This is a genomic window from Streptomyces coelicoflavus (assembly GCF_045041415.1).
GTDB lineage: Bacteria > Actinomycetota > Actinomycetes > Streptomycetales > Streptomycetaceae > Streptomyces > Streptomyces coelicoflavus.
In genome coordinates this window covers 21,026-46,992 of the sequence record NZ_CP108219.1, presented here as the reverse complement: position 1 = coordinate 46,992, position 25,967 = coordinate 21,026, and the positions used below count along the sequence as shown (strand labels likewise).

General features: G+C 68.9%; 20 protein-coding genes and 1 pseudogene. 7 read left to right on the top strand and 14 right to left on the bottom strand.

From position 1 onward, the window contains the following. Nucleotides 1-21: 21 nt before the first annotated feature. From OHA99_RS36175 to OHA99_RS36155, 5 genes are all read right to left on the bottom strand, one after another. The gene (locus OHA99_RS36175) at nt 22-765 is read right to left on the bottom strand and encodes a DUF1775 domain-containing protein (RefSeq protein ID WP_329433972.1); all 744 of its coding nucleotides are present in this window, start codon (nt 763-765) and stop codon (nt 22-24) included. 47 nt (nt 766-812) lie between these two features. Continuing rightward, complete coding sequence (locus OHA99_RS36170) at nt 813-2,360, bottom strand: YncE family protein (protein ID WP_329433974.1); 1,548 nt, start codon at nt 2,358-2,360, stop codon at nt 813-815. 133 nt (nt 2,361-2,493) lie between these two features. Next, a complete protein-coding gene (locus tag OHA99_RS36165) occupies nt 2,494-3,198 on the bottom strand; it encodes a hypothetical protein (RefSeq protein WP_331727748.1) in 705 nt (234 codons plus the stop codon). Next, the gene (locus OHA99_RS36160; protein WP_239650207.1) at nt 3,183-3,764 is read right to left on the bottom strand and encodes a sigma-70 family RNA polymerase sigma factor; all 582 of its coding nucleotides are present in this window, start codon (nt 3,762-3,764) and stop codon (nt 3,183-3,185) included. Before OHA99_RS36160 ends, OHA99_RS36165 begins: the two co-directional genes overlap by 16 nt. Before the next feature lie 315 nt (nt 3,765-4,079). After that, nucleotides 4,080-5,381 (bottom strand): dicarboxylate/amino acid:cation symporter, encoded by a 1,302-nt coding sequence (locus OHA99_RS36155; RefSeq protein WP_331727740.1) that lies wholly within the window; start codon nt 5,379-5,381, stop codon nt 4,080-4,082. Nucleotides 5,382-5,567: 186 nt separating this feature from the next. Between OHA99_RS36155 and OHA99_RS36150 the strand changes: the two genes are divergently transcribed. Together OHA99_RS36150 and OHA99_RS36145 are read left to right on the top strand one after the other, a co-directional pair. Then, on the top strand, nt 5,568-6,575 hold the full coding sequence (locus tag OHA99_RS36150; RefSeq protein WP_331727737.1) for a D-cysteine desulfhydrase: 1,008 nt from the start codon (nt 5,568-5,570) through the stop codon (nt 6,573-6,575). Next, nucleotides 6,572-7,309: an amino acid racemase gene (locus OHA99_RS36145; protein ID WP_331727734.1), complete on the top strand. Its 738-nt coding sequence runs from the start codon at nt 6,572-6,574 to the stop codon at nt 7,307-7,309. The genes OHA99_RS36150 and OHA99_RS36145 overlap by 4 nt, the downstream gene beginning before the upstream one ends. A gap of 112 nt (nt 7,310-7,421) precedes the next feature. On the opposite strand, the gene OHA99_RS36140 is transcribed toward OHA99_RS36145, so the two are convergent. After that, a complete protein-coding gene (locus tag OHA99_RS36140) occupies nt 7,422-8,327 on the bottom strand; it encodes a LysR family transcriptional regulator (protein ID WP_331727731.1) in 906 nt (301 codons plus the stop codon). A 152-nt stretch (nt 8,328-8,479) separates the two neighbouring features. On the opposite strand from OHA99_RS36140, the gene OHA99_RS36135 reads away from it, so the two are divergent. After that, complete coding sequence (locus OHA99_RS36135; protein WP_331727728.1) at nt 8,480-9,046, top strand: sigma-70 family RNA polymerase sigma factor; 567 nt, start codon at nt 8,480-8,482, stop codon at nt 9,044-9,046. A 309-nt stretch (nt 9,047-9,355) separates the two neighbouring features. On the opposite strand, the gene OHA99_RS36130 is transcribed toward OHA99_RS36135, so the two are convergent. Both OHA99_RS36130 and OHA99_RS36125 read right to left on the bottom strand, forming a co-directional pair. Continuing rightward, a complete protein-coding gene (locus OHA99_RS36130; protein ID WP_331727726.1) occupies nt 9,356-9,715 on the bottom strand; it encodes a DoxX family protein in 360 nt (119 codons plus the stop codon). Between the two features lie 141 nt (nt 9,716-9,856). Then, nucleotides 9,857-11,014, bottom strand: coding sequence for a YeiH family protein (locus OHA99_RS36125; protein ID WP_331727723.1), 1,158 nt, complete (start codon nt 11,012-11,014; stop codon nt 9,857-9,859). 119 nt (nt 11,015-11,133) lie between these two features. On the opposite strand from OHA99_RS36125, the gene OHA99_RS36120 reads away from it, so the two are divergent. Beyond that, nucleotides 11,134-12,036: a LysR family transcriptional regulator gene (locus OHA99_RS36120; RefSeq protein ID WP_331727720.1), complete on the top strand. Its 903-nt coding sequence runs from the start codon at nt 11,134-11,136 to the stop codon at nt 12,034-12,036. A 157-nt stretch (nt 12,037-12,193) separates the two neighbouring features. Here OHA99_RS36120 and OHA99_RS36115 read toward each other — a convergent pair whose 3' ends face one another. From OHA99_RS36115 to OHA99_RS36105, 3 genes are read right to left on the bottom strand one after another with little or no spacing between them, the layout of a single operon-like run. Beyond that, nucleotides 12,194-12,595: a DUF6009 family protein gene (locus OHA99_RS36115; protein ID WP_164386892.1), complete on the bottom strand. Its 402-nt coding sequence runs from the start codon at nt 12,593-12,595 to the stop codon at nt 12,194-12,196. Then, entirely contained in the window at nt 12,592-14,133 is a 1,542-nt protein-coding gene (locus OHA99_RS36110; RefSeq protein WP_331727714.1) for a phage/plasmid primase, P4 family, read from the bottom strand. Before OHA99_RS36110 ends, OHA99_RS36115 begins: the two co-directional genes overlap by 4 nt. Further along, nucleotides 14,130-15,131 (bottom strand): bifunctional DNA primase/polymerase, encoded by a 1,002-nt coding sequence (locus tag OHA99_RS36105; protein WP_331728215.1) that lies wholly within the window; start codon nt 15,129-15,131, stop codon nt 14,130-14,132. The genes OHA99_RS36110 and OHA99_RS36105 overlap by 4 nt, the downstream gene beginning before the upstream one ends. Before the next feature lie 673 nt (nt 15,132-15,804). On the opposite strand from OHA99_RS36105, the gene OHA99_RS36100 reads away from it, so the two are divergent. Continuing rightward, nucleotides 15,805-17,403: an ABC transporter substrate-binding protein gene (locus tag OHA99_RS36100; RefSeq protein ID WP_405699104.1), complete on the top strand. Its 1,599-nt coding sequence runs from the start codon at nt 15,805-15,807 to the stop codon at nt 17,401-17,403. A gap of 298 nt (nt 17,404-17,701) precedes the next feature. Here OHA99_RS36100 and OHA99_RS36095 read toward each other — a convergent pair whose 3' ends face one another. From OHA99_RS36095 to OHA99_RS36085, 3 genes are all read right to left on the bottom strand, one after another. Then, entirely contained in the window at nt 17,702-18,553 is an 852-nt protein-coding gene (locus tag OHA99_RS36095; RefSeq protein WP_331727708.1) for an alpha/beta hydrolase, read from the bottom strand. Nucleotides 18,554-18,776: 223 nt separating this feature from the next. Continuing rightward, nucleotides 18,777-19,427, bottom strand: a complete 651-nt coding sequence (locus OHA99_RS36090) for a hypothetical protein (protein ID WP_164386895.1) — start codon at nt 19,425-19,427, stop codon at nt 18,777-18,779. Continuing rightward, nucleotides 19,424-20,350: an AAA family ATPase gene (locus OHA99_RS36085; RefSeq protein WP_331727703.1), complete on the bottom strand. Its 927-nt coding sequence runs from the start codon at nt 20,348-20,350 to the stop codon at nt 19,424-19,426. Before OHA99_RS36085 ends, OHA99_RS36090 begins: the two co-directional genes overlap by 4 nt. 3,592 nt (nt 20,351-23,942) lie before the next feature. On the opposite strand from OHA99_RS36085, the gene OHA99_RS36080 reads away from it, so the two are divergent. Next, nucleotides 23,943-24,518 (top strand): VCBS repeat-containing protein, encoded by a 576-nt coding sequence (locus OHA99_RS36080; RefSeq protein ID WP_331727700.1) that lies wholly within the window; start codon nt 23,943-23,945, stop codon nt 24,516-24,518. Nucleotides 24,519-24,552: 34 nt separating this feature from the next. After that, nucleotides 24,553-25,002, top strand: a pseudogene (locus tag OHA99_RS36075) (MMPL family transporter); the annotation flags it as partial. Nucleotides 25,003-25,967: the final 965 nt, after the last annotated feature.

Here is a 25,967-nt window from a genome sequence, read left to right as displayed (position 1 = left end):
CCTGGTGGGCCGGACGGGGTGTTACGCGTGCGAGCCGTCCCGCGCGCCGCGCCGTCGCAGTACGGCGACGGCGAGCCCGGCGGCCACGGCGACTCCCGCTGCGATCACCGCGATCAGCGGGCCGGACGAGCCGGAGTCGGACTCCTCGGCGGCGGCCGGTGCGGACGTCGCCGCGTCGACGGAAGGAGCACCGGCGGAGGGAGCCGGGGCGGACGCGGAGGTGCCCGGCTGCTGCGCGCCGTCGGCGGAGCCGGGCGGCGGGCTGGCCTCGGGATCCACGACGAGCACCGGTGCGGGGAACTCCGGTTCCTCGTCGCCGGTCTTGGGCTGGTTCCACGCGACGGAGGTGCCGTTGGAGTAGGTCTGTTCGGTGTTGAAGGTCAGGGAGTACCGGTCCGGAACGGGGCCGACGTTCGCCTGGAAGGTCTCGCTCTGGGCGGGCTGGATCTCGTGCCCCTGCTCCGCCGTCCAGACCAGCTGCGTGCCCTTGCCGCCCGTCCCGGGGAGTGTCTCCTGGTTCCAGCCGTCGAGCTTCGGCACCGAGGTGATCATCAGGTCCGTGGGGACCTCGACCGTGATGCGGACGGTGGTGGCTTCGGCGAGTTCGCTGGGCACGCGGAACTGAAGGGTGGCGGGCTTGCCGGGGATGACGTCGCCGATGACCCGGACGTGGGCCGTGGCGGCGCCGGCCGAGAGCAGGACCGCGCCCGCCGCCCCGGCGACAGTGATCAGTGGGGTGATGCGCCGTCGAGTGCGGCGGGACATGGCAACGTCCTCTCAGGTCGGTGTCGGTGTTGGTGTCGGGAGCGGGGTCAGCAGCAGTCGCAGTACAGGAGGTCGGCGGTCTTCACACCGTGGGTGTGGCCGTTGGCCTGGGAGGCGAAGGCCGCCTTCTGGACGGGGCTCACCGCGCCCTTGACCTCGACGGCGATGCTCTCGCCGTTGAAGCTGCCGAAGGACAGCGCCATGGGCGTCTTGCCCTCCTTGTCGGTGGGGAACGTCCGCAGGAGGGTCTTCTTGCCGTCGGCGGCCACGGAGTAGGCCTGGTAGACGGTGTCCGCCTTGAGCCCGCGCGCCTGGAGCTGGATCATGTCCAGTCCGGCCACGGGGCGGATGGTGGCCTCCAGGACACGTCCCTTGACCGGGTCCAGGGTGTCGCCGCGCTTGCCGTCGGGCAGGGTGGTCGGCACGTTGTGGGCCTGCTGGCCCAGCCCCTGGTGGCCGAGGTTGGGAGCGCCGCCGGGCCGGTTGGTGGCCCGGGGGGCGTAGACGATGGCCTGCGGTTCCTGGCCGGAGGCGAGGGTGTCGACCACCTTGTTGGTGGCCGTGTCGATGACGTCCACCGCGTCGGACTTCTCCAGGCCGATGTAGAGACGGGAACCGTCACCGCTGCCCCAGGCACCGTGCGGGGCGTGACCGCCGTTCTTGATCTTGGTGAGGAGCTTGGGGGCACCGTCGGTCCGCTTGTACACCCAGGTCTCGTCGAGCCCGCCCATCGTCAGGTAGACGAACTTCCCCTTGCGGTTGTCGACGAACTGCGGGTGGTTGGTGTCCGGGCCGGTGTTCAGCACGGTGACGAGCTCATTGCGCCTGAGGTCGAGCACGCTGATCTTGCCGTCGCGCTTGTGCGAGACCCAGATCTGCTTTCCGTCCTGGGAGATGGCCTGGTCCGAGGAGAAGGTGGAACCGAGCCCGGTGATGCGCTTGACGATCTTGTGAGAGCGCACGTTGATGACGTCGACTTCGGCCTTGGTGGTGAAGTTGACGTACGCGTACTTGCCGTCGGGGCTCATGAGCACCTTCGAGGGCCCGTCGCCGACGCGCACGGTGCCGGTGACGCCGCCGTGCTTGGTGTCGACGATGGAGATCGTGTCGCGGCCGCGGTTGGCGACCCAGAACTCCTTGCCGTCGGCGGTGAAGCTGCCCTCGTGGGCGGCGCGGCCCACATCGGTGGTGTTGAGGACCTTGTTGGTCCTGGTGTCCACCATGTGCACCGTGTTGCTCGTGACACTCACCACGGCCAGCAGATGACGGTCCGGCGAGTAGGCCAGTCCGTGCACCCCGGAGTCACCGGTGTACTGCGGGCTGAAGGTGCTGCCGACTCGCTGGTCGCCCAGGGCGATGGTGCCCAGCGTCTTGTTGGTCGAGGGGTCGATCACCGTCACCGTGTTGGACGACTGGTCGGCGGTGTAGATCCGGTCCCGGCCCGAGACCGGGATCGGGCGGTGCTTGTCCGTGGCACTGGCCTTGGCCACCGCCTGCTCGGGGCTTGCCTGCGCCATGGAGGCGGCCGCGACACCGCCGCCGCCCACTCCCAGCGTGGCGATGAGCATCCATGTTGCGCGACGCGCAGTAGACATCTGTGGTCTCCGTTGTCTGTCGACTGTTGATTTCGGGCAGGGCGAACCGCCGGGGCTCCGGGTACGACGAGTCGCCCGAGCGCCCGGTGAACGCGGCGTCAGTTGGTCTGTGGGTGCGGTCCCGGCCGGGCGGTCAGGCCTGCCGGGAGGCGGACGGGGAGGGGTCGGGCGGCGACACGCGGACGTGGGTCACCACGCGCCCCGACTCGTCCTCGACCAGCAGCGCGGTGATGGTGTCCCGGCGCATGGCCGTCATCATGCGGGTGGACACCTCGTCGTCGGAATCGGCCCGTACGCTGCCGCCCGGCATGCGCGTGCCCTCGGCGTTGACGGTCACCATCCGGTAGGTCTCGCCCTTCTTGAGCCCGGACAGCACCACCGGCACCTCGGTGCCTCCGGGGCGCTCGACCATCCCTCCGTCACGGACGAGCTCCACGGACGCCGTCGTCGCGGGCGGCGGCTGGTCCTGGTCCAGCGTGAGCGGGACGACCGCCGCGGCCGCCGTGACGAACGCGGCGGACACACCGAGGGCGATGCGTCGCCGGTAGCGGGGCCTGGGGGCGGGCTCCGGCTCGGCCACGATCCGGCGGATACGGTCACCCAGGTCGCTGGAGGGCCCGGTGCGCGCCGCCGGTGTCCGCGCCCCCGTCCAGTCGGCGAAGGGGTCGACCCGCCGCATCGTGCGGACCACGTCCTCGGCCTCGGCGGCCTCGCGGGCGCAGTCGGGACACTGGTCGACGTGCCGGGAGAGTTCCTCCGGCAGAGGCGTCCCGAGCAGCAGGTGTTCGGTCAGGAGCGGCCGGAAGGGTACGCATTCCTTGTTCATGGTGCCAGCCACCCGTTCTCCTCGAGGATGAGCCGCAACGACCGCACGCCGTAGTACAGCCGGCTGCGCATGGTGGACGCCGGGACTCCCAGCTCCTCACCCAGTTCGGCGCAGGTACGACCGCCGAAGTACACCTCCACCACCGCCTCCCTGTGCTGCGGGCTCAGCCGCTCCAGCGCCTCCCCCAGCTGGATCCGCTCCAGGAGCTGATCGACGGGGTCGAACGCCGAGGACGACTCGGACACGGCGTCCCACGAGGAGAAGCCGGTCCCTTCGCGGACCTTGCGCCGCCGGATGGCGTCCACCACCGCGTTCCGGGCGATGGCGAACAGCCAGGTCCGCATGGATCCCTGACTCGGGTCGTAGCCGCGGGGCGACTTCCAGGCGCGGACGAAGGTCTCCTGGACGACGTCCTCGGCGAGCTGCCGGTCGTCCAGCGCCTTGAACGCGAACCCGAAGAGTTCACCGCCGTAGAGATCGTAGGCGGCCTGCACCTCGCGGTCGGTGCGCAGTGCGGTCGGCTCCGTGTCCTTCGACGCGAACCGTCCGCGCAGCCACTTCACGGGGCTACCGCTCACCGACACGGCCGTCCGTGTCCGATCCGTGCCAGGGGGCCATGATGCCGTCCATTTCCGCAGACGATGTGGTCACCAGGGGATACGCGGCCTTCGACATCCGTGTTGAAAGAGCTTGAAATTTTGTTGGTACGACGGAAAACACGCAGGTCACATCCTTGCATTCGCTGATCCCGGGTGCACCGGGACACGTGAGAGGCCCGAGCACCGCGGGAAGCGGTGGCACGGGCCCGGTCACAGTCACAGGGGTGCGGCGGCGCCGACGCCACCGTCACGGGGGGGGGCGTCAGGGGCGCCGACGGCGGTCGTCGGCCGCGGTCAGACCTCCACCTTCTCGGCGGCGGGGCCGGCGGCCTTGGTCCGGTCCGTGAACCGGCCCTCCGACTTCGCGATCACGAGAGCGGCGAGCGAGTTGCCGGTGACGTTCAGACCGGTCCGTGCCATGTCGACCACGAAGTCGACGGCCAGCAGGATGGCGATCCCCTCGGCGGGCAGGCCAATGGTCGCGCCGGCGGAGAAGAGCACGACGATCGAGGCCGAGGGAACGCCCGCGATGCCCTTGGTCAGCAGCATCAGCACCAGCAGGGTGGTGATCAGACGCGGCACCGTCAGCTCCACGCCGTACGCGTGGGCGAGGAAGACCACCGCGAGGCCCTCGTACATCGTGGCGCCGTCGGCGTTGAAGGAGTAGCCGAGGGGCAGGGTGAACGAGGACACCTTCCGGTCCACGCCGAACTTGTCGAGGCGCTCGATCAGCGGCGCGAGGACCACCTCGGAGCTGCGCGTCACGAACGACAAGAACAGCAGGTCCCCGACCGCGCGCAGCATCCGGACGTACGGCACCCGGAACACGACGGCGATGAGCGGGAACAGCACGACGAGGACCACGAGGACGGCGGCGTAGAAGACGAGGACGAACACCGCCAGCTTCACCACCAGGTCCCAGCCGTAGTGGGCGGTGTTGTACGCGACGAACGCGACGACGGCCAGCGGGGTCAGCTTGATGATCCACGTGATCATCTGGAACATCGCGTCGGCGACGGCGTCGAAGACCGCGACCACGGGCTTGGCCTTGTCGCCGATCTTGGTCAGCGCCATCCCGAGGAAGACGGCGAAGAAGAGGATCGACAGCAGCTCCCCCTCGCCCGCCGACGCGAACACGTTCTCGGGAATGATGTGCAGGAACAGGTTCTTCAGATCGACGCTCCGGCCTATTCCCTCGGTGTCGGCAGGGTCGACCGATCCCAGATTCGCGCCCTTTCCAATTCCGGAGACAAAGGCGGCGAACAATGTGAACGCCAGAATCACCGTCGTGACGATCTCGAAGTAGAGCAGCGCCTTGGTGGCCATGCGCCCCACGGTCTTCGCCGATTCCATGCGTGCCACGGACACGACGATGAGCGGGAAGATCAGCGGAACAATGGTCATCTTGATCAGCCGGATGAAGCCGTCTCCCACGATCTTCAGCTCGTCGGAGAAGGCCGGCGCGGCCACGCCCAGCAGGGCGCCGACCACGAGCGCGATCAGGACCTGCACGCCGAGGGGCGGCAGCGTGATCCGTCGTCGGCGGCCCTCGGCGGGCGGCGCACTCTCCGCGACGACCGTTCCTGAATTCGACATGAGCAACAGGTCCTTTCCCTTGCCGGTGAGGAGACATTTGGCGGGATCGGACCCCTCAGGTCAAGAAGAAGGAACGTGTCATGCGTTCTGCGCATGACCGGTGCCGAAACAGACATTGGACAGCGGTTCACCCGGCGGCTTAACTGTTGGCACATTCGCCCGAGGTCACCTGTAGAGGAGCATTCCATGGTCCAGACGGCACGTTTCGCGCGGTTTCCTCTGGGACAGTTCCCGACCGCCCTCGAACCGATGGAGCGGCTGACCGACCATCTGCGGCAGAGCCATGCCTCGGTACCCAACCTGTGGATCAAGCGCGACGACTGCACGGGGCTCGCCACCGGCGGCAACAAGACCCGGAAGCTGGAGTTCCTCGTCGGTGAGGCCATCCAGCAGGGCGCCGACGTCCTCATCACCCAGGGCGCCACCCAGTCCAACCACGCCCGGCAGACCGCCGCGGCGGCCGTCCGCGCCGGCATGGAGTGCAAGCTGTTCCTCGAGAAGCGCCAGTCACGCGACGAGGAGTACGAACTCTCCGGCAACGTACTCCTGGACGAACTGCTCGGGGCGGAGGTCGTCGACCGCGTACCGGCCGGGACCGACATGCAGGAGGCCATGGAGATGCTGGCCGACGAACTGCGCGCGGCGGGCAGGCGCCCGTACGTGATTCCCGGCGGCGGTTCCAACCCGCTGGGCGCGGTGGGCTACGTCCTGTGCGCCCAGGAACTGGAGGCCGCCCCCGTGCCCGTCGACTGGATCGTGCACGGCACCGGGAGCACGGGCACCCAGGCCGGCCTCGTCGCCGGGCTGCGGGCGATGCACAGTCCGGCGAAGGTGCTCGGCGTCAGTGTGCGGCAGCCGGAGGAGAAGCAGATCTCCGCCGTCCTGGGTCTGGCGGAACGCACCGCGGCCCTGATCGGGGCCGAGGGCGCGGTCACCCGGGACGACATCCTGGTCGACGACCGCTGGGTCGGCGGCGGCTACGGCGTGCCGACGGACTCCATGGTCGAGGCGGTCCGCCTCGTCGCCTCCACCGAGGGTGTCCTGCTCGACCCCGTCTACTCGGGCAAGGGCTTCGCCGGTCTGCTGGGCAACATAGCCGAGGGCCGCTTCGCCACCGACGACAACGTCGTCTTCCTGCACACCGGCGGGAGCGCGGCGCTGTTCGGCTACCGGTCCACGTTCCAGACGCCGTGAGCGGGCCCGAGCACCTGGTCGGCATCCTCGGCGGCATGGGACCGGCGGCCACCGCGGAGTTCTACGCCAAGCTGATCCGGCGCACACCGGTCACCCGCGACCAGGACCACCTCCGGGTCGCGATCTGGGCCGACCCGACCGTCCCCGACCGGGTCGGGGCCGTACTGGGCGGCACCACCGACCCCTACCCGGCCATGCTGGAGGGCGCGCGGCGACTGCGCGACCTCGGAGCGACCGTCGCCGTGATGCCGTGCCACACCGCCCACGTCTTCCTGCCCGCCCTCGTCGAGGACTCGGGGCTGCGGTTCCTGGACATGGTCGGCGAGACGGTGGCCGAACTGGAGCGGCGGGACGGCGCGGCGGGCGGGATCGGCCTGCTCGGCACGCGCGCCACGCTGGCCTCGGGTCTCTACCAGAACCGGTTGCGCGCGGAACGCTTCGACGTCGTGCTGCCGCAGGAGCCGACGCAGTGGCAGGTCGACCTCGCGATCAAGAAGGTCAAGCAGGGCAACCCCAGGGCAGCCGGCCAGCACCTCGACAACGCGGTGCGCGCGATGGCCCGCACCGACGCGAGCACGATCGTCCTGGCCTGTACCGAACTCCCCCTGGCGGCACGCCACCTGACCGCGGCGGGCGGCCCGGCACTCCTCGACCCCACCGATCTGCTGGCCGACGCGGTGATCCGGGAGTGCCACGGCACACCGCCCGCGGCGGGCGGGTACAAGGCCGGCTAGGGGCGCCGGGACCCCGGCCGGGGCGGGGGACCGGCCGGGAGGGGCCGGCCGGGTGCCGTCCGGCGACCTGACACGCGGGACGGCACCCGGGCCGGTCGAGGACCTGCCCCGGTCAGGAATCGGTCATCGCGAGTTCGGCGGCCCGGTGCCAGATGGCCGCCGCACGCGAGGGCACCTTGTCGCTCGGCACCCGGTACAGCCGGATCTCCAGTCGCGCCGTCAGCGACGCGTCGCCGGTCTGCCGCAGCGTCCCCGCGGCCAGTTCGGCGGCCACCAGCCGGGCGGGCAGCCAGCCGACGCCCAGACCCGCGCCGATCAGCGCCGCGAGCCCGGAGGTGAAGTCGCTCTGCGCGACGGGTGCGAGGTGCAGATCCCGGTCCGCCAGGACCCGCTCGGTCACCCGGCCGAGGAAGGCGCCCTGGCTGTGCGTGACCACGGGGACCGGGCGGGCCGCGGTGCCGGGCAGCGCGAAGCCGGGCTGCCCGTCGCGCACCGAGGTGTACGGGGCGAGCACATCGTCCGCCAGCACCATCCACTCGACGTCGGCGACCGGGATGCTCAGCGGCAGGGACGGATCCGCGTAGGCGAGCAGCAGGTCGCAGCCGCCGTGGAACAGCGCGTCGTAGGCGTCGAGCGTGTTGGACGGCAGCAGGACGCAGGGCACGGGCCCCTGTTCGCCGCAGCGCGCCCACCACTGGGCGAAGAACGTCGTCGCCAGGGTGTGGGTGACCGCGACCCGCACGGCACCCCGCGGTGCCCGTTGCCGGCCGCGGATCTCGTCGCGGACCGCGCCGATGGCGGCCACGGTCTCGATCGCGCCGGCGCGGACCTTGACGCCCGCCGGAGTCAGGCTCACGGGGTAGGTCGAGCGGTCCACCAGCGGCTCGCCGAACCAGATCTCCAGCGCGCGGATCCGGCGGCTGAAGGCGGGCTGGCTCACGTGCTGCGCCTCCGCGGCGCGCGTGAAGCTGCCGTGCTCGACGAGTGCGAGGAAGCTTTCCAGCCAGCCGATGTCCACGAACGGAGTCTAGCGAGACCGTGTGCGGACAGCCGCAGGCAAGCGAACGACAACGTCCGGCCAAGGGCGTGCGAAGAGTATGGGTTCCAATCTCCCGGTCCGGGACGGGAGTGACCCCCACACGACCGGCGGCACGAGATTGGTCACCACCCATGCACGGGATCACGGAGGCGGGCATCCGCCCCGCCCGACCCCGGCGTCCCACCCCGGACGCCGACCGCGACGGCTTCGTCCGGGGCGTCTACGACGAGTACGGCCCCTCGCTCCTGCGCTACGCGGCACGGCTGCTGGGAGGGGACTCGCACAAGGCGGAGGACGTCCTCCAGGAGACCGCGGCCCGCGCCTGGACGCACGCGGACGTCTTTCGCGGTCATGACCAGCACCTGCGACGGTGGCTGTTCACCGTGGTCCGGAACCTGGTCACCGACCATCACCGGGCCGCGGGACTCAGGCCCCTGAAACTCGTGCCCGCCGAGGAACTCGACGCCGTCTGGGAGCGTCCGGACCACGAGCTCACCCTCCACGTGGTGCACAACGCGGTGCTGGACCTCAACGAACAGCAGCGCACCGTGATCGGGCTCGTGTACTACCTGGAGTACACGGTGGACCAGGCCGCGGAGTACCTCGGCATCCCGTCCGGCACGGTCAAGAGCCGCGCCTTCTACGCCATACGGGCGCTGCGCAAGGCGCTGGAGGACCAGGGGGTGCTCGACGGCTGACGCGGCGCCCGGCACGGACCGAGATTTCTGTCCCGTCCGGTGAACCGAACCACTGACCAGCCCGTTGTGCGGGGTGTGGGAAGCCGGATGTCGCTCTCGCCTGTGGGGGGCGGCGCTTCCGGCGGTGACGCCGCGCACGGTTCCCCGGCCGCGCGTGGCACGGCTCTGGCGGATTCCTTGCCGCATCCGCCAGGGCCGGGGGCCGGCTGAGCCGGCCGGTGGGAACACCGATGGAGTGGGTGTTCCGGGCCGGCTCAGCCAACACACCTTCCCGGCGTATCGGAACGCCTGTCGGTACGCCCCGTCGGCTCAGCCGACGCCGGTCAGCGGCAGTGCCACGGCGACGCACAGCATGACCGCGGCCGTCACGGCGGGCGCCCACAGACGGAGCCCCCGGTCCCCCTGGCCGTCGTGGTAGAGGAAGGCCGCGGCGGTGAGCAGGAAGAGCCCCGCGGCGGCGACGGCCCCGGCCACCATGAGGTAACCCGCCGTCAGCAGCCCCGCACCGCCCAGCAGTTCGAGAGCACCGATGCCCTGGCACGCCGCCGGTGAGAAGCCGCACGCGGCGGCGGGGGTCCGCAGAGGTCCCCGGCCGGCGAGCTGCCCCGTGCCGCTGACCACGAACACTCCTCCGTACAGCACGGTCACGGCCGTCAACGCGATATGCACTTGTCCGGTCTCCCTCTCGCGGCGATGACGGCCCGGGCAGCGGTGCAGTACCGCCCGGACCGTCATCGCGTCAACGGTGGGAACCGTCCCTCGGTTCACACGGTTCGAGGGACCGGCACATCACATTGAGGGACCCGCGCATCACAAGGAGGAGGTCAGGTACTGGAGGGCAAGACTGGTGACCGAGACCACGACCCACAGACAGGCTCCCAGCAGCAGGGGTCTGGGTCCGGCGCGGCGCAGTCCCCGCAGGTCGGTCGTCAGGCCGATCGCCGAGAGCGCCACCGTGATCATGAAGACGCACAGGGTGGTCAGGCCGGGGTGGGCCCGGTCCGGGATGAGTCCGAGGGTGTTGACCAGCGCGGTCAGCAGGAACCCGACGAGGAACCAGGGGACCAGCTTCAGGACGTTCAGACGCGGACCGGCGTCCGGCTCACCGGCGCCCGGCCCACCGTCACTCGGACCGCCGACACCCGGCCCGCCGGTGCCCGCGGCGAGGGCGCGGCGCTTGGTCAGCGCGGCCAGCCACAGGCAGATCGGGATGATCAGGAGGGTCCGTGTGAGCTTGACAACGACCGCGTACTGCCCGGCCTCGTCGCCGTAGGTCGCGGCGGCGGCGACGACCGAGGACGTGTCGTTGACGGCGGTTCCGGCGAAGAGCCCGAAGGCCTGCTGGCTCATGTCCAGCAGATGGCCCAGGACCGGGAAGACGAGCACCGCGGCGATGTTGAACAGGAAGATCGTCGACACCGCGTAGGCGACCTCGGCGCTCGCGGCGCCGATGACCGGGGTGACCGCCGCGATGGCGGAGGCACCGCAGATGCTGGTGCCGACGCCGATCAGGGTGCGCAGGTCGCGTCCGATGCCCAGCCTGCGGCCGACGAAGTACGCGGCGGCCAGACAGGCCACCAGGGACCCCAGCATGACCGGAAGCGAACTGCCCCCGACCCGCACGACCTGGGTGAGCGAGAGCTGGCACCCGAGCAGGACGACCGACAGCTGAAGGACGAACTTGCTCGCGGTGGTGATGCCCGGCTTGAGCCGCTCCGCCGGACGCCGCACGGCCGCCAGGGCGACGCCGATGACGATGCCCGCGACCGGGCCCCCGACCAGGGGGAACCAGCCGCCCACCACGGTGGCCACCGCGGCGACGGCCACCGCGACGGCCAGGCCCGGCAGCCGGTCCACGAGGCGCCGCGACCACGGGCCGCCGGGTTCCGGCGCGGCCGGTGCACCGGTGGTCCGTTCCGTCGCCCTCCCGCTCCGGCCGGGGTTCGCACTGCCGCTGTCATCATTCATGGCGCCACTGTGGGCAGCCCTCTGACCAGGCCGGTAGCCCTCTCATGGTGGGGAGGTCATAAACAAGGGGAATGAGTGCACGGGCTGACTCGCCGGTCAGCCGTTCCTACGCTTGCGGCATGAGTGGTCTGCCGGATGTGGAAGCGCTGCGACTGCTGGTGCTCGTCGGAGAACTGGGCAGCCTGGGCAAGGCCGCCGCCGAGCTCGGCATCGCCCAGCCGTCGGCGAGCAAGCGGGTGGCGACCCTGGAACGCAGGCTGGGTCTGGCGCTGATCGAACGCACCCGGCGCGGCTCCACCCTGACCACGGACGGTCAGGCGGTGGCCGGCCGGTCGCAGCGCGTGCTGGACGAACTCACGGCGCTCATGGCCGACGTGGAGGCCCAGCGCGGCCGGCTCAACGGCACCCTGCGGGTGGCGGCCAGCATGACGGTCGCGGAGTACCTGGTGCCGCCCTGGATCGGCGAGCTGTGCCAGGAGCACCCGCATCTGCACGTCGGTCTTCAGGTCACCAACAGCGAGCACGTCCCGGAACTGCTGCGCAACGGGGCGGTGGAGATCGGGTTCATCGAGTCGCCGCACGTGCCCCGCGACCTGACCTGCAAGACGGTGGCCACCGACCGGCTGATCGTCGTCGTGGCGCCCGCCCACCCCTGGGCCCGGCGCCGCAGACCCCTGCTGGCGGCCGAGCTCGCCGCCACTCCCCTGGTCGTCCGCGAACGCGGCTCGGGCACCCGGGTCGCCCTGGAACGGGCCCTGCGCCGCGCCGGGGCGGAGGAGACCCGCCCGCTGCTGGAACTGGGTTCGGCGGCGGCCGTGCGGGGCGCCGTGATCGCGGGCACCGCGCCGGCGGTGATCAGCGAACTCGCGGTGGGCACGGATCTCACCGACGGCCGGCTCGTCCAGGTGGACGTCGACGGGGTCGAACTGCGGCGTGTACTGCGGGCCGTGTGGCCCTCGGGCCGGTCTCTGATCGGCCCTGCCGCCGACCTGCTCGCCGTCGCGACGCGGCGGCGGGCGTGAGCGGTGCGCGTGACCGGGTACGGCCCGTCCGGTCGGGACGAACCGTACCCGGGCGGCACAGCCCCCTGGGGGGAGTAGGGGCGTGCCACTGCGGGCGAACGCGACACCCACGCAGAGGGATACGCACCTCTCCCGCCGTGTGTTGAAGGCGATCGCCTCACAACGGCAGGGTTATGCCCAGCTCCCTCATCGCGATCGACGGGGGCCCGCCCTCCGAACGCTCGGTCTTGTATCCCCTGACCCGGGCGTCGAGGGTGCGGGGATCCACGGCCTCGGCCGGTGCGCCCTTGGTGTACAGGCCCTCGGGCTCGGCGTCGCGGTCGTGGGGCAGCAGCCAGAACACCCGCCGCCGGAACGTGCCGGAGGAACGGGACGCCTTCGCCCTGGGGCTCAGCCGGGCGTATCCGACCATGCGTCCGTCGCGGTGGTAGGCCGGTTTGCCGCCGCGGGTGGGCAGCCGGTCGAGGCTCTGACGGACGTAGTCGAGCGGTCCGATGTCCTCCAGCCACACCAGTTCGGTCTCATGGCTGATCTCGTCCTCAGTGATCAGGGAACTCATGCCGCCGCTTCCCCCTCTTCCTCGGTGAGCAGACCGATACCCGGGTAGTGCTTGCGCTGGTTGGACAGGATCATCTCCTTCGGCGAAGCCAGCCCGACCAGTTCCCGAGTGCGGGTGGCGAACGCGCGTGACGTCATCGCGGGCGCACCTTCACTCTGGCACCACACACGATACGCGGCGTAGAGAGCCGTCTGCTCGGCGCGCAGTTCGCTGCCGAGGCGGCAGCACTCGTCGTAGAAGCGGCCGGCGTGGTCCTCGGTCTCGGCGTAGGCCGTCGTGGCGATCCGCACCCGCTCGGGTCCGGTCAGGTCGCGGTCGCCCGAGAGGTAGCGGCGGGCCCCGTCGATGAGCCACCCGAGGATGCCCGGGCCCTCCTCGGTGACGAGGATGTCGGCGAGATTGTCGATCTTCCGGTCGTCGGACACGGTGCGTTCGAAGGGGATCAGCCGCATCCGGCGCCAGAACGCGAAGCCGCCGGTGCCCACTTCGGGGCGGTGGTTGCCCAGCAGCCACAGCTTGTGCGTGGGCTGGAAGCTGAAGAAGTCCTGCCGCATGCGGCGGGCCTTGATGCGGTCTCCGCCGGTGAGCAGCTTGACCCGGGCCTCGTCGAACTTGTCACCGTGCTTGACCTCGGAGCAGACGATGACGCGACGGCCGTGCAGCTCCGCGAGGTCCGTCGGGTGGCCCTCGTAGGGGCGGGCCATGAGGAATCCGGGCGGAGCGGCGTCGGCGTAGTCGCCAAGGAGCTTCATCAGGACGTCCAGCAGGACGCTCTTGCCGTTCTTGCCGGAGCCGAAGAGGAACGGCAGGATCTGGCCGCCGACGTCTCCGGTGATGGAGTAGCCGAGCAGCAGTTGGAGGTAGGCGATCACTTCCCGGCCCTCGGCGTCGTCGCCGAAGGTGTCGGTCAGGAAGCGCACCCAGCGCGGCGCGGGTCCGTGGTCGGGACCGACGGACGTGGACCGGGAGTGGAAGTCCTTGTTCGGGTCGGGCTGCTTGATCAGGCCGGTACGCAGGTCGACGATGCCGTCGGGCGTGCACAGGGCGTAGGGGTCGGCGTCCAGCAGGGCGGCGTTCAGGACCATGCCCGGGGCGGACTTCGCCTGGGCGAGCATCGCGTTCATCCCCGTCGTGGACAGGGCCCGGCGGCGGTGCGTCTGCAGGGCCTGCGCGGTGTGGATGCCTCGCGGGTCCTGGACGGTGATGGCCTCCGCGAGGTCACCGGCCGCCCAGAGCACGGTGTCGTCCTCGTCGATCTGCCAGCGCGTGGTGTCCCAGCGGTACCAGCCGATCCCGGGGACGTGCCGGTAGTCACGGCCGTAGAGCTTCACGAACAGCTTGGCGTTGCCCCGGTCGGTGAGGGTGTCGGGCAGCAGTCCCGACGCCGTCGCCTCGCCGTACGCCGTCGCCTCGCCGTACGCGGCCGGCTGGCCGCCGGACTGGACGGGCAGCGGCACCGCCGTGCCCTGCGAACGGATCTGCGCCGCGACGGCATCGGGGTCGAAGTCGAAGAGGACTTCGTTACGGGGCGATGTCATGGGCGCCTTCCCCGTGAGGGCAGTGGATGCTCGCGGCCTGCCGAGAGGCCGCTGTTGATGATTCCTTCCGCCCGGCGTTCCTGACCCGGGCGCGCCGCTGCTGCGCTCTCCCGCAGAGCGCGCCGTGCGGCCTCTTCCCCGATCCGGCCCGCCGCGACGAGGCCGCCCAGCGTGTACGCGGCCCGGTTGAGGGCGTCGGAGAAGCCCGCGCCCTCGGAGACCCTGCCGCAGGCCTCAACGGGCGCCAGAACGGCGGCAAGCACGCCCTGGGCGCCCGTGTGGGCGCCTCCGGCCGCGAGCACCGCCTGTTGGGCGCGCAGCGGCACGGGCCGGGGCGCGGGGACCGCGGCGGCGGACAGGTGCCCGGTGCGCTCGAGTTCCTGCTCCAGCCAGACCGGGAGGACGGCGGGCTCGCGCACGTCTCCGACGGTGGTGTAGTCACCGTCCCGGGTCCGGGTGCCCGGAGCGACGATGTAGCCGCCGTGGGCCCGTACGTCGACCTGCCAGGCGAGCGCGCGGCCCGAACTCGACCCGGACGAACAGTGCCAGCGCCGGTTGGCCGTGGCCCGGTACCAGACGTGCAGGCCGCCCGAGGGCGTGCGCACCCGCAGTGTCGTGTCGTCGTCCGCGGGACTGGGGCGGCCGCGGAGGGCCGCGAGGACCGCCAGCGTGTGGAAGCCGTTCGAGAGCCCGGTCAGGTCCACGTGGTCCGCGATGGGAATGCCCGGCAGGATCCGTTCCCGGCCCGGAGGCCGGGTGGGGTGCGCGTCGATGTCGATGACGACCAGGCGGGCGGGTCCGCACGCGATGCCGATGCCCAGCCCGGGGCGGCCACCCCACCACTGGGCGATGCGTCGTTGGTCGAGGGTGGCCGCGTGGAAGCCGTGACACCAACGGCCCTCGGCGTGGCAGGGACACCGCGCCGGCTGGTGGGAACCTTCGCGGCAGCGGGCGCAGTTGGCCACCGGGGTCTTGCACCCGGGAGCCAGCGGATGCACCGGCCAGCCACGGCGGGCGAACCAACTCGCGGTGGTCAGTGCGTCCCCGGTGTCGGCGGCAGAGCCCGGTCGCTTGGCTTTGTTGGAAGAAACCCGCAGCTCAACGGACACGCACACCCCTCATAAGCGACCGAAGCGACTCAACGACAGACATAGCCTATCCAACGCGTCGCACAAGGTCGTGGAACGTGATCCGGCAATGCGCGGCCTGTTGGGACAGACGTTCGAGCCGCAGGCTCCGTCCAGCGACTGAAGGGAAATCGGCAGCGACCGAAGGCCGTTCAGTCGCTCTCCACGGTCTCTTGAAAAACCGCAGGTCACAGGCTTGCCAGAGCCAAAACAGCGACTGAAGCGACTGAAGGCCTCTATATATGACGCACACGCGCACACATGAGGAGCTCATATACCCGTACCTTCAGTCGCTTCAGTCGCTGCAAGCTTTCGACAACCCGTCTGACCTGCGCTTTTGTCTGTGCCGCCACAGCGACTGAACAGTCGCTGAGTCGCTGTCCTTCAGTCGCTGCCCCGGCTGGCCCGTCTTTGAGGCCCCGTGAGGAATCCGAACTGAACCAAACAGCCGGGGGGCACGTTCCAGTCCCTGCGCGCGCCTGTGCCCGTCTGCTGCCTGGCGCCACGCCGTGACCGGCTCCCGCCCCCGAAGGATTACGCGACAGTGAACAGAAGAAGCACAGGAGCCCTCTGTGCCAGCGTCCTTGCAGTGTCCATGGCTACGGGTTGCGGAATCATCGGTAGTGATGAAAACCGCGTCACACTGGGCAGCACGGCCCAGCTCGAGTACAGCGCCGACGCACCTGCCCCGCTGGACCCCGCGGCCGCCTACGACCTGGGCGCATGGAACATCATGCGCAACGTCTTCCAGACTCTGCTGAGGCCCCCGCTGATGGCCGGCGGCAAGCCGTCTCCCGAGGCGGCGGAGCAGTGCTACTTCACCGATGACGAAGAAACCGAATTCTCCTGCACTCTCCGCGAAGGACTTCAATTCTCCGACGGCGAACCAGTCACGTCCAAGGACGTGAAATATTCCATAGAACGCGTACTGCGGATCAAGTATGCCGGAGGCCCTTTCGGGCTGCTGGAGAACGTGTCCAGCGTGGAAGCACGTGACGACCGGAGAATTGTCTTCCACCTCAAACGCCCGGACGCCACCTTCCCCTACAAACTGTCCACACCCGTCGCCAGCATCGTCAGCGACAAGTACTACCCGTCATCCAAGGTACGGAAGGGATTCGAGGTCGACGGAACGGGTCCGTACACCATGAAGGTGCACTCAAAGGGAAAAATCGGAGAATCGATCACATTTGACAAGAACAACAGGTACAAGGGAAGTCTCGAGGTAAAGAACACGGGAATCGACCTGAAGATCTTCAAGAGTGCCGAGGACATGAGCAGGGCTCTCAAGAAGAGCGAGATCGACGTGATCACCCGAGGTTTCACCTCCACTCAGGTGCGCGAACTGCAGTGGCAGGAGGACGACACCATCAACCTCTACAAGCTGCCGAGCCTCGAAATCCGCTACCTCGTCTTCAACTCCAAGAACCAGGCTGTCGCCAAGAAGTCCGTCCGCCAGGCGATGGCACAGCTGATCGACCGCTCGAGCATCGTGCAGAAGGTCTACCCCGACACCGGGAAGGAGTTGCACTCCATCATCCCGGCGCACATGTTCGGGCACGTGAACTCGTTCTCCAACAACTACGGCGAACCGAGTGTCGAGAAGGCGAGGAAGCTGCTGGCCGCCGACGGGGTGAAGACGCCGGTACGCCTCACCCTGAACTACACGACCGACCACTACGGGCCGGCCACCAAACAGGAGTTCAAGGAGATAGAGCGCCAACTGGACGCGTCGGGCCTGTTCGAGGTGGACGTCACGGGCACCGAATGGTCCCGGTTCGGGACCGAGCGGCTGGGCCAGGACTACCCGGTGTACGGAATGGGATGGTTCCCCGACTATTCAGACGCCGACGGTTTTCTCGCGCCCTTCCTCGGCAGGCGCAACGACTTCGGGAACGAGCCGAGCCCGCGCGTGCGCGACGTACTGCTCCCCCGGGAGCAACGGCAGAGCAACCGTGCCCGTGCCGTCGAGGACCTGGAGGCCATCCAAAATTCGGTCGCCGACGACGTCTGGTTCCTCCCTCTCTGGCAGGGGGTTCAGTTCGTCGCCGCGCAGAACTACGTCACGGGAGTGGAGCTGGCCGTCAACAGCTCCTCGGAGCTCCAACTGTGGGAGCTGCGACGGGGTCTGCCGGCCGAGTGAAGCGCCTCGACCGAGCCACGCCGGACGCTCCCCCGCAGGGACGCACCCGACTCGCCCAGCCCGCTTGCCATGCACAAGACAGCGACTGAAGCGACCGAAGTTCCCCATAAGGGCGAGGCCGAGCCTCCATGCATCGCCAGCAACCCGGAACTTCAGTCGCTTGAGTCGCTCCACCCTTCACGATGCCGCGCTGACCTGGCAATTTTCCGATCCGAGCGACTGAAGCGACCGGATCGCGAGCCACTCGCGCGGCAGTTGGAAACCGGCTGTCACAGGAGAAGTCGTACGACCGCGCCGATCAGTTCCCCACCAGGTCGTACGGTTTCGTGGCGGCGGCCGCGATGGCTCCGGCCAGAGCCTCGGGTCGGGACAGGAACGGAGCGTGCGACGCCTCGAGTTCGGTGACCGTGGTCGGGGACACCGACACGGCGTCGATCTCCTTGACGAAACGGCGTTGCATCGCAGGGGGAATGGCATTGTCCAGGGTGCACACCACGTAGGCGTGCGGGATGCTGCCGAAGCGGTGCCCGGTGACCGTCATCGTCTCGCTGAGTATCTGGAGGGGGGAGTCCGGACTCAGCAGATCGATCGCGGCGTCCGCCGTGCGATCGTCGACGTCGTTGTAGAAGGCTTCCTTGATCCCTGCGCGCCGGTCGGGATCGCGGGGGTCGACGCGCAGGGCGCCGACCCCCGCGGGGTCACCCACCACGAGCGACGGCACGTGCGAGTCGGACATCTCCGGGCGTGCGTTGTACTCCCCCGCCGGCGTTCCGCTCACCGGAGCGTACGCGGCCACGTAGACCAGGCCGCCCACGAGTTCCGGATCGAGTTCCGCGACCGCGGTGGCGACGGTTCCCCCCATGCTGTGCGCCACCAGAAGACAGGGCCGGCCGCCCCCGATCATCCGAATCCTGTCCATGAGGTCCGCCGCCGCGGACGAGGCGGTGACATGGGCCACCGGTGACGGCTCGGCCTCGAAGGCCGCCCTGTCGAACGGCCTTGTCCCGTAGGCACGCGGTGCGGGATTCCGCAGCCCGTGCCCGTCGAGATCGAGCGCGACCGACGGGACCTCGAGGGCGGCCAACTGCTCGACCACGGGACTCCAGCACCAACTGCCGTGCCAGGAGCCGTGTATCAGGATGACAGGCATGGGACTGCTCAACGTCTGCCTCACTCGTGTCCGTCCGGGAGGGCGAGGAGGGCCGACACCTCGGCGGCCGCTCGGACACCGCGTGCCCGGCGCTTCGGGCGTGATCGCGTGTCACAAGGTAGGACGGTCGGCCCGCCACGTTTGTTCCTCCGGGCGTCGTGACCGCGCACACATCCCGGACGCGGCGCGCCGGGCACCTCTCCCCCACGCGTCCCCCACGCGTTCACGCGTCGCGGCGTCCCGGAAGGAACTGATCGAGCACGACTGCGAGGAACTTGGTGTGATCCGGAAGACCGGACTCACGCACCAGCCGGTCGATGATCGCCCGCTGAGCCTTGGTCGGCTTGTACTGCAGCTGGACGGGGCCGAGGCCGCGCAGGTCCGAGTCGTCGGGCTTGACGGTGACGGCGAACAGCTTCGACTGGAACTTGGGCGCGCGCCGTGCGTCCTCGACGACCTGTGCGAGTCCCCTCTCGGCGGCCGCCTCAACGGCGACCAGCACGATCTGGGTGTGCGTGATGTCGTGCTGCTTACGGTACTTGCGGAACCGCGCCGCCACGTTCTGGGACACGTAGAACCCGACGGGCTTCGCCGTGTCCGCGTCGTTGAGTTCGGGCTCGGGATCCGGCTCCTGTACGGCCTCACGGGCGGGCTGGGGAATCACCGGCGGTGCGGCCAAAGGCGTCGGCATCGGCGTCACCGGCGCCACGGGCTGGCTCTGCGCCGGGGCCGGGGTGGCCCAGCCGGCGAGCGCGCTCGACGAGGCCGCAGAACCACCGCCTCCACCTCCGCTGAACAGATTGCCGACTCCCTCGTCGGACATGCTCTGTTCGTCGTCCGCGTCCACGCGCTTCTTGCCCTTGGGCGGGGTCATGCGGCAGCTTCCTTCCTGAGCTCGAGTGCCCTGGCGAACATCTCTTCCGTGAATCCTTCGTAGTCGGAGACGAGTCCTTCGACGGTTTCAGGGATGGCCCGGTCACCTTCCCTGCGCCGGTCGGCCAGCTCCTGGACCAGCAGCCCGCGCTTGCGCACGAGGCGTGCCACCGACTCGGTGTGTCCGATGAGGTGCTTGAACATGTGGGCGTCCTCGCCGAGCACCTTGTGAACCTGTTGCCGCACATCGGCGTGGATACCCGTGTAGGTCCGCCCCGTGTCGAACAGGAGTACCCCGAGAAGCTCCAGGTGCGGGTTGAGCTGGCTGACGAACCTGACGTAGGAGAACTCCAGGCCGATCTGCGCGAGTCCGTCCTCGGCGCCTCCGTCGCTCTTCACCGGGATGATCAGCCAGCGCGCGGTGGAGAGGGCGAGCCGCTGCAGCGACGGGTTCTCGGGCGGGGTGTCGAGAATGATGATCTGGTACTCGTGTGCGATCGGCAGCAGGCACATCAGCAGCCGCAGATACGCGTGCGGCCCTTCCTTCGCGAGCAGCGTGTGGAAGAAGATGCCGAACTCGTCACCGAGGGCCGGACCGCCCATGACGACGTCCAGGTTCTCCCGCACTCCTCGCTGAGGCGTGAGAGGCGTGCCGGTACGCAGGGACTCGAGGAGCCCCGCTCCCCCGTCGTTCCACTCCGCCCGCTTGTAGCCGAGTTCACGCGCGATGTTGCCCTGCGCGTTGCAGTCGATGATGAGCGTGCGCAGCCCGCTGCGGGCTGCTTTGCCCGCAGCGTTGGCCGACACCGACGACTTGCCCACACCGCCCTTGCCGTTGCCGAACATGAAGATGTGCGACAGCGAGGCCCACGGGATCTGGGGCTGGTGCTGCTGACTGTCAGGTGCCGCGAAGGGACTGGCCATGGTCCTCTCTCAGTTCTCAGTGTCGTTCAGGTCCGGGGAAGTCCGGCTGAAGGCGGGCTGGTGGGGCAGATCAGGCGCTGAAACGTCCGTTTTGGCGAGGTTCGCCCGAGCGAAAGTTCTCTCAGAACGATTCTGAGCCCGAAAACGCTCGACCCTGATGCCGAGTACCCCTCAGAACCCCCTTCTGAGGGCCGGCGCAGCTCCCCAACCCTCCATCTGGGCAGGTGAACGAGGGGTTTGGTGATAGCGCTCAAACGTGATACCCCGCATCTCCACTCGCCGGGCCGTCCACTGCCCGGCAAATTGACTCATCAGCCAAGCCGTCAGCGGTGATTCCAGCAGGATGCACAGCCGCCGTTCCCACAGATCCATTCACCCCCAGCGGAGTTGCGACGCAAAGCGATGCACAGACTAGCAGGGTGATCATGATGTGTGTACGACGACATGCCCAGCGGCAGACTTGAGGGCCGAGATGCACACAAGCCACGGAGCCCGCCGCCCCGTCGGCCTGACAACGACCCCGCTCCCCCACACGTCAACGTGCCCGGCGACCTACCCCGAGGCGGACAGACAAGCCGTCAGGCGTACCGACCTGCCATCCCGCCTACCGGCCCGCCAGCTATCAAGTAGGCGACCGGACGACAGGGCCGACGGCTGCACCGACAGCCCACGAACCCCGCACGGAAACCAGCCGACGTGCGTCGCTGCCAACCCCCACCTGTCCCTGAAACCGTGCTACCCACCAAGCGGCGAAGCGGGTGGCCAAGGAAACCTCCACAGCGGGAGGCCACTCCCCCGCCGCTCATGCTGACCACTTGGCACGCACGCAGATTTCCGACCAACCCTCCAAGCCACGTGACCTCCTGACGCACAGTCCCACGAACAGGCCTGCCAGGCATCCCGCACACCCGCTGGGCAGCACGCAAGCCCGTCCACCGACCTGCTCCCGTACCCACACTCGCACTCTCTGTCCCGTAGGGACCCTCACCTACGAGCGCACCGGCAATCCCACGTGGGAACCGGCTCGGCACCGGATGCGCAAGCCAGTGAACATCTCGACCCGGAGACCGACTCGCGGGGGTGCATCCAACTCTGTCGCCCTGCCGACACGTGTACTCATAGACACCTCGGCCCGGCGGCACACTTCCAGTCCCGCCTCCCTCGCCATTTACCCTTGGACAGGTATCCAGGCACCCACGCTCACTTGCGGGCAAGTCTCCACACCCGTGTCGCTGCCTGCACTTTGGCGACCCTGCTTGCACACTCCCGGTCAGACCAACGAATGAGCTTGCAACTCGGCATCGCCTCAAGCCCGTACAAGCGTCATCATCAGGGTGCTGACCAAAGCCAACATCCACACCCACATCGAAGCAAGCTGCAAGACGGAAGCACACACCTTGACCAAGGCGGTGGCCTGAGTTTGGGCCAGCGTTTGACTGCAAGCTTGCTCCAATGTTTGCAGACTTGTTTGTTTCCCCAGGTCAGAGGGCATATTCACACGCTCGAACACGGTCCACACTAGCGGCGAAGGTGCCGGTTGGTCTAGCACCTCGCGTCTTGCCTATGGGGGGCAGAGGGGGAGTGCGTAGGCCATCGATGATGCCCGCATTGCCCTGCACGGCGGCAGGCAATGGAAAGCCAATCGTGCGTCATGGTTGACAGACACAACCACGAACTTGCACACACACCCTGGCGTCGCGCCCTACCGATGCACTCTTCGACGTGACGGAACTTCACAGTGAGGCTGCTACGAAGCGGCTGTACTCGGCTTGATGTCTGCTGCTTGACCACCTCTCACCGGTCAAGCAGCAGGTACCAGGATCCATACGCGTCACGCACCTCCAGGGCCGTCATGCTCCGCTGCCCCAACGCTCAGCAGCACCAACAGAGTGGCCGTCCCTGTGGAGAGTGGACCTGACGCATGCTCGGAGAGCGCGGTGCGTGCCGGTGCCACGATGAGACCGGAAGCATCCAATATGCTCGGCCTCACGGTGGGCAGGCGAAGGTTGGTTGGCATTAATCTCCGTGCACTCGACCGCCGCTATGTGCGGCAGCTCTGCCACTCGCTCCCTGCCCGACGGGTCCGACGCATCCGCTGCCGTCGAAAGCGACCCTGCGGTGGGAATCAGGATGCGCAGGTGCCGACCGACGCAGTGCGCCGACATGGAGTCGTGGCGCCTGAAGACTCCAACGAGCCGCACCTTGACCGGCTACGCCTGTGCTCCCGTGCACCTCGATGACCTTCGCCTGGCCTGAAGGTCCGTCCCGGACGTCAAGGATCGGGAGCAGCTGCTCCCGAAGTGAAACTCCTGATGTCCCGACGGCTTCGCAAAGCAGACCGCAGTCAGGCGATGGACCGGGCTCATGAGAGGAAGAAGGAGGGGAGGGACTCGCAGAGCCTGCAGGAATGTCCTGCCGTGGAGAACTCCACCGGGGTGCCTCTCCGGGCGTACGCAGGTGCCCTCTCTGCCGCACCAAGCGTTCCCCGCGTGGAACGGATCCCCTCGTCGCGTGACGTTCGGTTCCACGGGGACACGTCGCGCACAGACCCGCATTCGTCGATCGGATCTCCCTCCACGGCGCCCGCCCATACGGCCGGTGACCGGACAGGACCTTGCTGCGAAGGGATGCGGACGCGTACGTGGAGGTGGGGGAGTGGTGCGGTCAAGGCGCATGTGAGCAAGCCTCTGCACCCAGCTCGGCCGTAGCCCCGTCCGCCTTCAGGCGGGGGCCCGCATCTCGTCTTGCACGGCACTCGGAGCGGCAGCCCGCATCTCTGGTCCGTGCGCCCACTGCTGCTGCGGGCGTTCCTTACGGCTTGCGCCACGCGTTGTCCCAGCCCGGGCCGATGACATAAGCGGGTTGGTCCCAGCGCGGGGAGACCTGCCTCCTCGGAGGCCGCCAGCGGTTCCGCCCCTGCGGGCTGCCCGAGCGGGAGGCCTGTCCGGGTTGGAGCTCCGGAGGCAATCTGGGAGAGCCTCAGAGCGCCCCGGTCGGTGGTTTCGCCCCGCGCTCAGAGAGGCTCTCAGAGAAGTTGTTATGGATTCAACCATCTTCCGGACGTGCGGTTCGGAAGGCCGACGAGTCGATGAGCGCGCCCTCCAGGCCGTATCCGTTGGTCGGTGCTCCGGGCGGCGTCGGCACCCGGGACGGAGAACCGCTCATGCAAGGGCTACGCAACGCCGCAAATGTATGCTGAGTGGACTCTCCGTAAACGGGTCCCTGTCGTGATCGCCATAGCCTGTGGTTCTCCTTCGAGATCCCGACTTCGGCCGGCGGTCACTCACCAATCGGAGGGCACGCTCCCTACGAACGTCCCGGACACCCTGCGACGGTCGATGAGACGCAGAAGTGCGGTTCTGCGGGGCCCGGGACGCGATTGCATGGGATGTACCACGCTGCCGATCGGGTCGAGGGAGGCTATTCCATCGTGCGCGCTGGTAGACACGTTGCCGGGCGGGTGGGTTGGGTGGTGACGGTCGCCGCGTCGGCCGCCCTGGTCTCCGGGTGCGGTGACAGCCGGGGCGGTCCGCCCTCGCGGCCCGACGGGGGGCCCGCGATCACAAGTTGCGTGACCTCAGCCGGAGTTCTCGTGGCGGATCTGAACGGCGACGGCGCGGCTGACCGGGTCTCCGCTCCTTCTCCGCCGGGGGACGGCCTGACCCTCACCTTCGGGGCCGAGGACGGACGGGTCACGAAGGTACGCCCCCGAGACCTCGTCGGGCACGACGCGCAGGACGCTGAGGACGTGCTGGCCGTTGTGGCCGACTTCGACCGGGACGGCTGGAACGACCTGTTCGTCGTCGCCACTCCTGAGTCCGGCGGTGACGACCCGCGGCCCCCCGACGTCTCCGAACTGCGGCTCGGGCCCTTCTCGGCGCGCGGACGCGGCCAGAGCGATCACCATGTTTCTCTGAGTGAACCACGTGCCCTCGCCGTCGCCGACTACAACCACGACCGATACCCGGACCTCGCGTCTTACGGTCACCAGGGCGACGGTGTCTACGAGGTTACGGCCCGCCTCGGCGGCGAGAAGGGACTCAACGCGGAGACCGACGCGACGAACCGGCGATACAGTGAGGACGTCACCGGGACCGACGATCGGGGCTCCGTGCCCCAGGCCCGTCCGACGGCGTTCCAGCCGCCCTGCGACGGCGGCAGCGGCTGATGCGAGACGCGCGACCGGGACCGCTGCTGTCCTTGGCCACGGTGCCCACCTGCTCGGCGTTGAGCAGAGCGGTCCCGTCATCAGTCTGATGCCGATCTTCCTGGTGGGCATCATGTTCGGGCTGGCCACGGACTACGAGGTCTTCCTCGTCTCCCGGATCCGCGAGTTCCACCTGCACGGCGAACGACCCCGCCAGGCGGTCGTCTCCGGCTTCCTCGGCGCCGAGGATCCCTTGATCAAGATGCTCGCGTTCGGCCTGACCGTCGCGGTCCTCCTCGATGCCTTCGTCATCCGTATGACGCTCGTCCCCGCCGCACTGGCCCTGTTGGGCGACCAGGCCTGGCGGCTGCCGACCTGGCTCGACCGGATCGTGCCCCACATCGACGTGGAAGGAGCCGCCCTGCTCCGTGAGCAGAGTGTCCGGCCGTCCGCGACCGGGGATGACACCGTGCCGGCAGGCACCGGTCCGGCGAGTCAGCGGTAGTACTCCTGAGCTGCCGACGGCAGCCACTCAGCCGGACCCTGATCAGACTGCGACCGGTTCGAACGGGCCCCGACCGCGACCGGACCGGGAGCCGCGTCCAGGTCATCGGCATCTGCCTCCCGGCGCAGGGAGAACGCCTCGGAGCAGTAGACCGGGGGAGGGAGCCACTCACACACCCGCGATGGCCGCGGGCATTACTCGCAGAAGCAAACACTGATTCCACCGCCACCTCGCCCGGCTGGGGAGCGCGCCTCGGGGCACTGCGTGTCGCTCCCCGACCGCCCTGCTCGACCGTCCGTTCCTGACGCCTTCCCGCAGCGGCGCAGCCGCCGTGCCTGGGGCGCATCTCCTGGGAGCCCCGTACGACCCCTGACGGGCCGGTGGATGCAAGCCGAGCGGCTCCTGCGGGCCGGGACGGCACTCGAGCGCCCAGGAGCTTCTGAGACGCACTCACGTGGGTCCCCGGCCAGGCGGGGCGTAGTCCCCACCCTCGTCCCTCATCCTCCTTCCGACCCCGGACGGGCCTGGAAACGCTTCGGTCCCGTTCAGTCCCGCTTGAGTCCCGTACGAGAAAAGTGCAGGTCAACGAGGTGCCCGCCCCTGAAGCACGGGCCCAACGGGACTGACGGGACTGAACCCCCTTGTTCCTTAATCGTGTGCGTGTGCGTGTATGCGCACGCGTGTACTAATGGAGGAGTCACATACGTACGTAGCTTATAAGGGGAGACCTCAGTCCCGTCAGTCCCGTGATCGTTTAGCGCACCCACTCTGACCTGGACTTTTCCTCACGGGACTGAAACGGGACCGAAGAGCGACGGGACTGAACGGGACTGAACGGGAGTCAGGGCACCCCGAGCAGGTTCCCCCGCAGTCAGCGAGCCCCAGCGGCCGGCTGCGGGACTGACGGGACCGAAGTTTCGCGACACGGCAGTGGCCCCCCTTGCGGGGGATGCCTGTGCGCTAGT

Excerpts from the sequence above, each read along its gene's own strand:
- OHA99_RS36175 (WP_329433972.1), bottom strand. The coding sequence starts at position 765 with ATGTCCCGCCGCACTCGACGGCGCATCACCCCACTGATCACTGTCGCC.
- OHA99_RS36170 (WP_329433974.1), bottom strand. The coding sequence starts at position 2,360 with ATGTCTACTGCGCGTCGCGCAACATGGATGCTCATCGCCACGCTGGGA.
- OHA99_RS36155 (WP_331727740.1), bottom strand. The coding sequence starts at position 5,381 with ATGTCGAATTCAGGAACGGTCGTCGCGGAGAGTGCGCCGCCCGCCGAG.
- OHA99_RS36150 (WP_331727737.1), top strand. The coding sequence starts at position 5,568 with ATGGTCCAGACGGCACGTTTCGCGCGGTTTCCTCTGGGACAGTTCCCG.
- OHA99_RS36135 (WP_331727728.1), top strand. The coding sequence starts at position 8,480 with ATGCACGGGATCACGGAGGCGGGCATCCGCCCCGCCCGACCCCGGCGT.
- OHA99_RS36125 (WP_331727723.1), bottom strand. The coding sequence starts at position 11,014 with ATGAATGATGACAGCGGCAGTGCGAACCCCGGCCGGAGCGGGAGGGCG.
- OHA99_RS36120 (WP_331727720.1), top strand. The coding sequence starts at position 11,134 with ATGAGTGGTCTGCCGGATGTGGAAGCGCTGCGACTGCTGGTGCTCGTC.
- OHA99_RS36115 (WP_164386892.1), bottom strand. The coding sequence starts at position 12,595 with ATGAGTTCCCTGATCACTGAGGACGAGATCAGCCATGAGACCGAACTG.
- OHA99_RS36110 (WP_331727714.1), bottom strand. The coding sequence starts at position 14,133 with ATGACATCGCCCCGTAACGAAGTCCTCTTCGACTTCGACCCCGATGCC.
- OHA99_RS36095 (WP_331727708.1), bottom strand. The coding sequence starts at position 18,553 with ATGCCTGTCATCCTGATACACGGCTCCTGGCACGGCAGTTGGTGCTGG.
- OHA99_RS36090 (WP_164386895.1), bottom strand. The coding sequence starts at position 19,427 with ATGACCCCGCCCAAGGGCAAGAAGCGCGTGGACGCGGACGACGAACAG.
- OHA99_RS36085 (WP_331727703.1), bottom strand. The coding sequence starts at position 20,350 with ATGGCCAGTCCCTTCGCGGCACCTGACAGTCAGCAGCACCAGCCCCAG.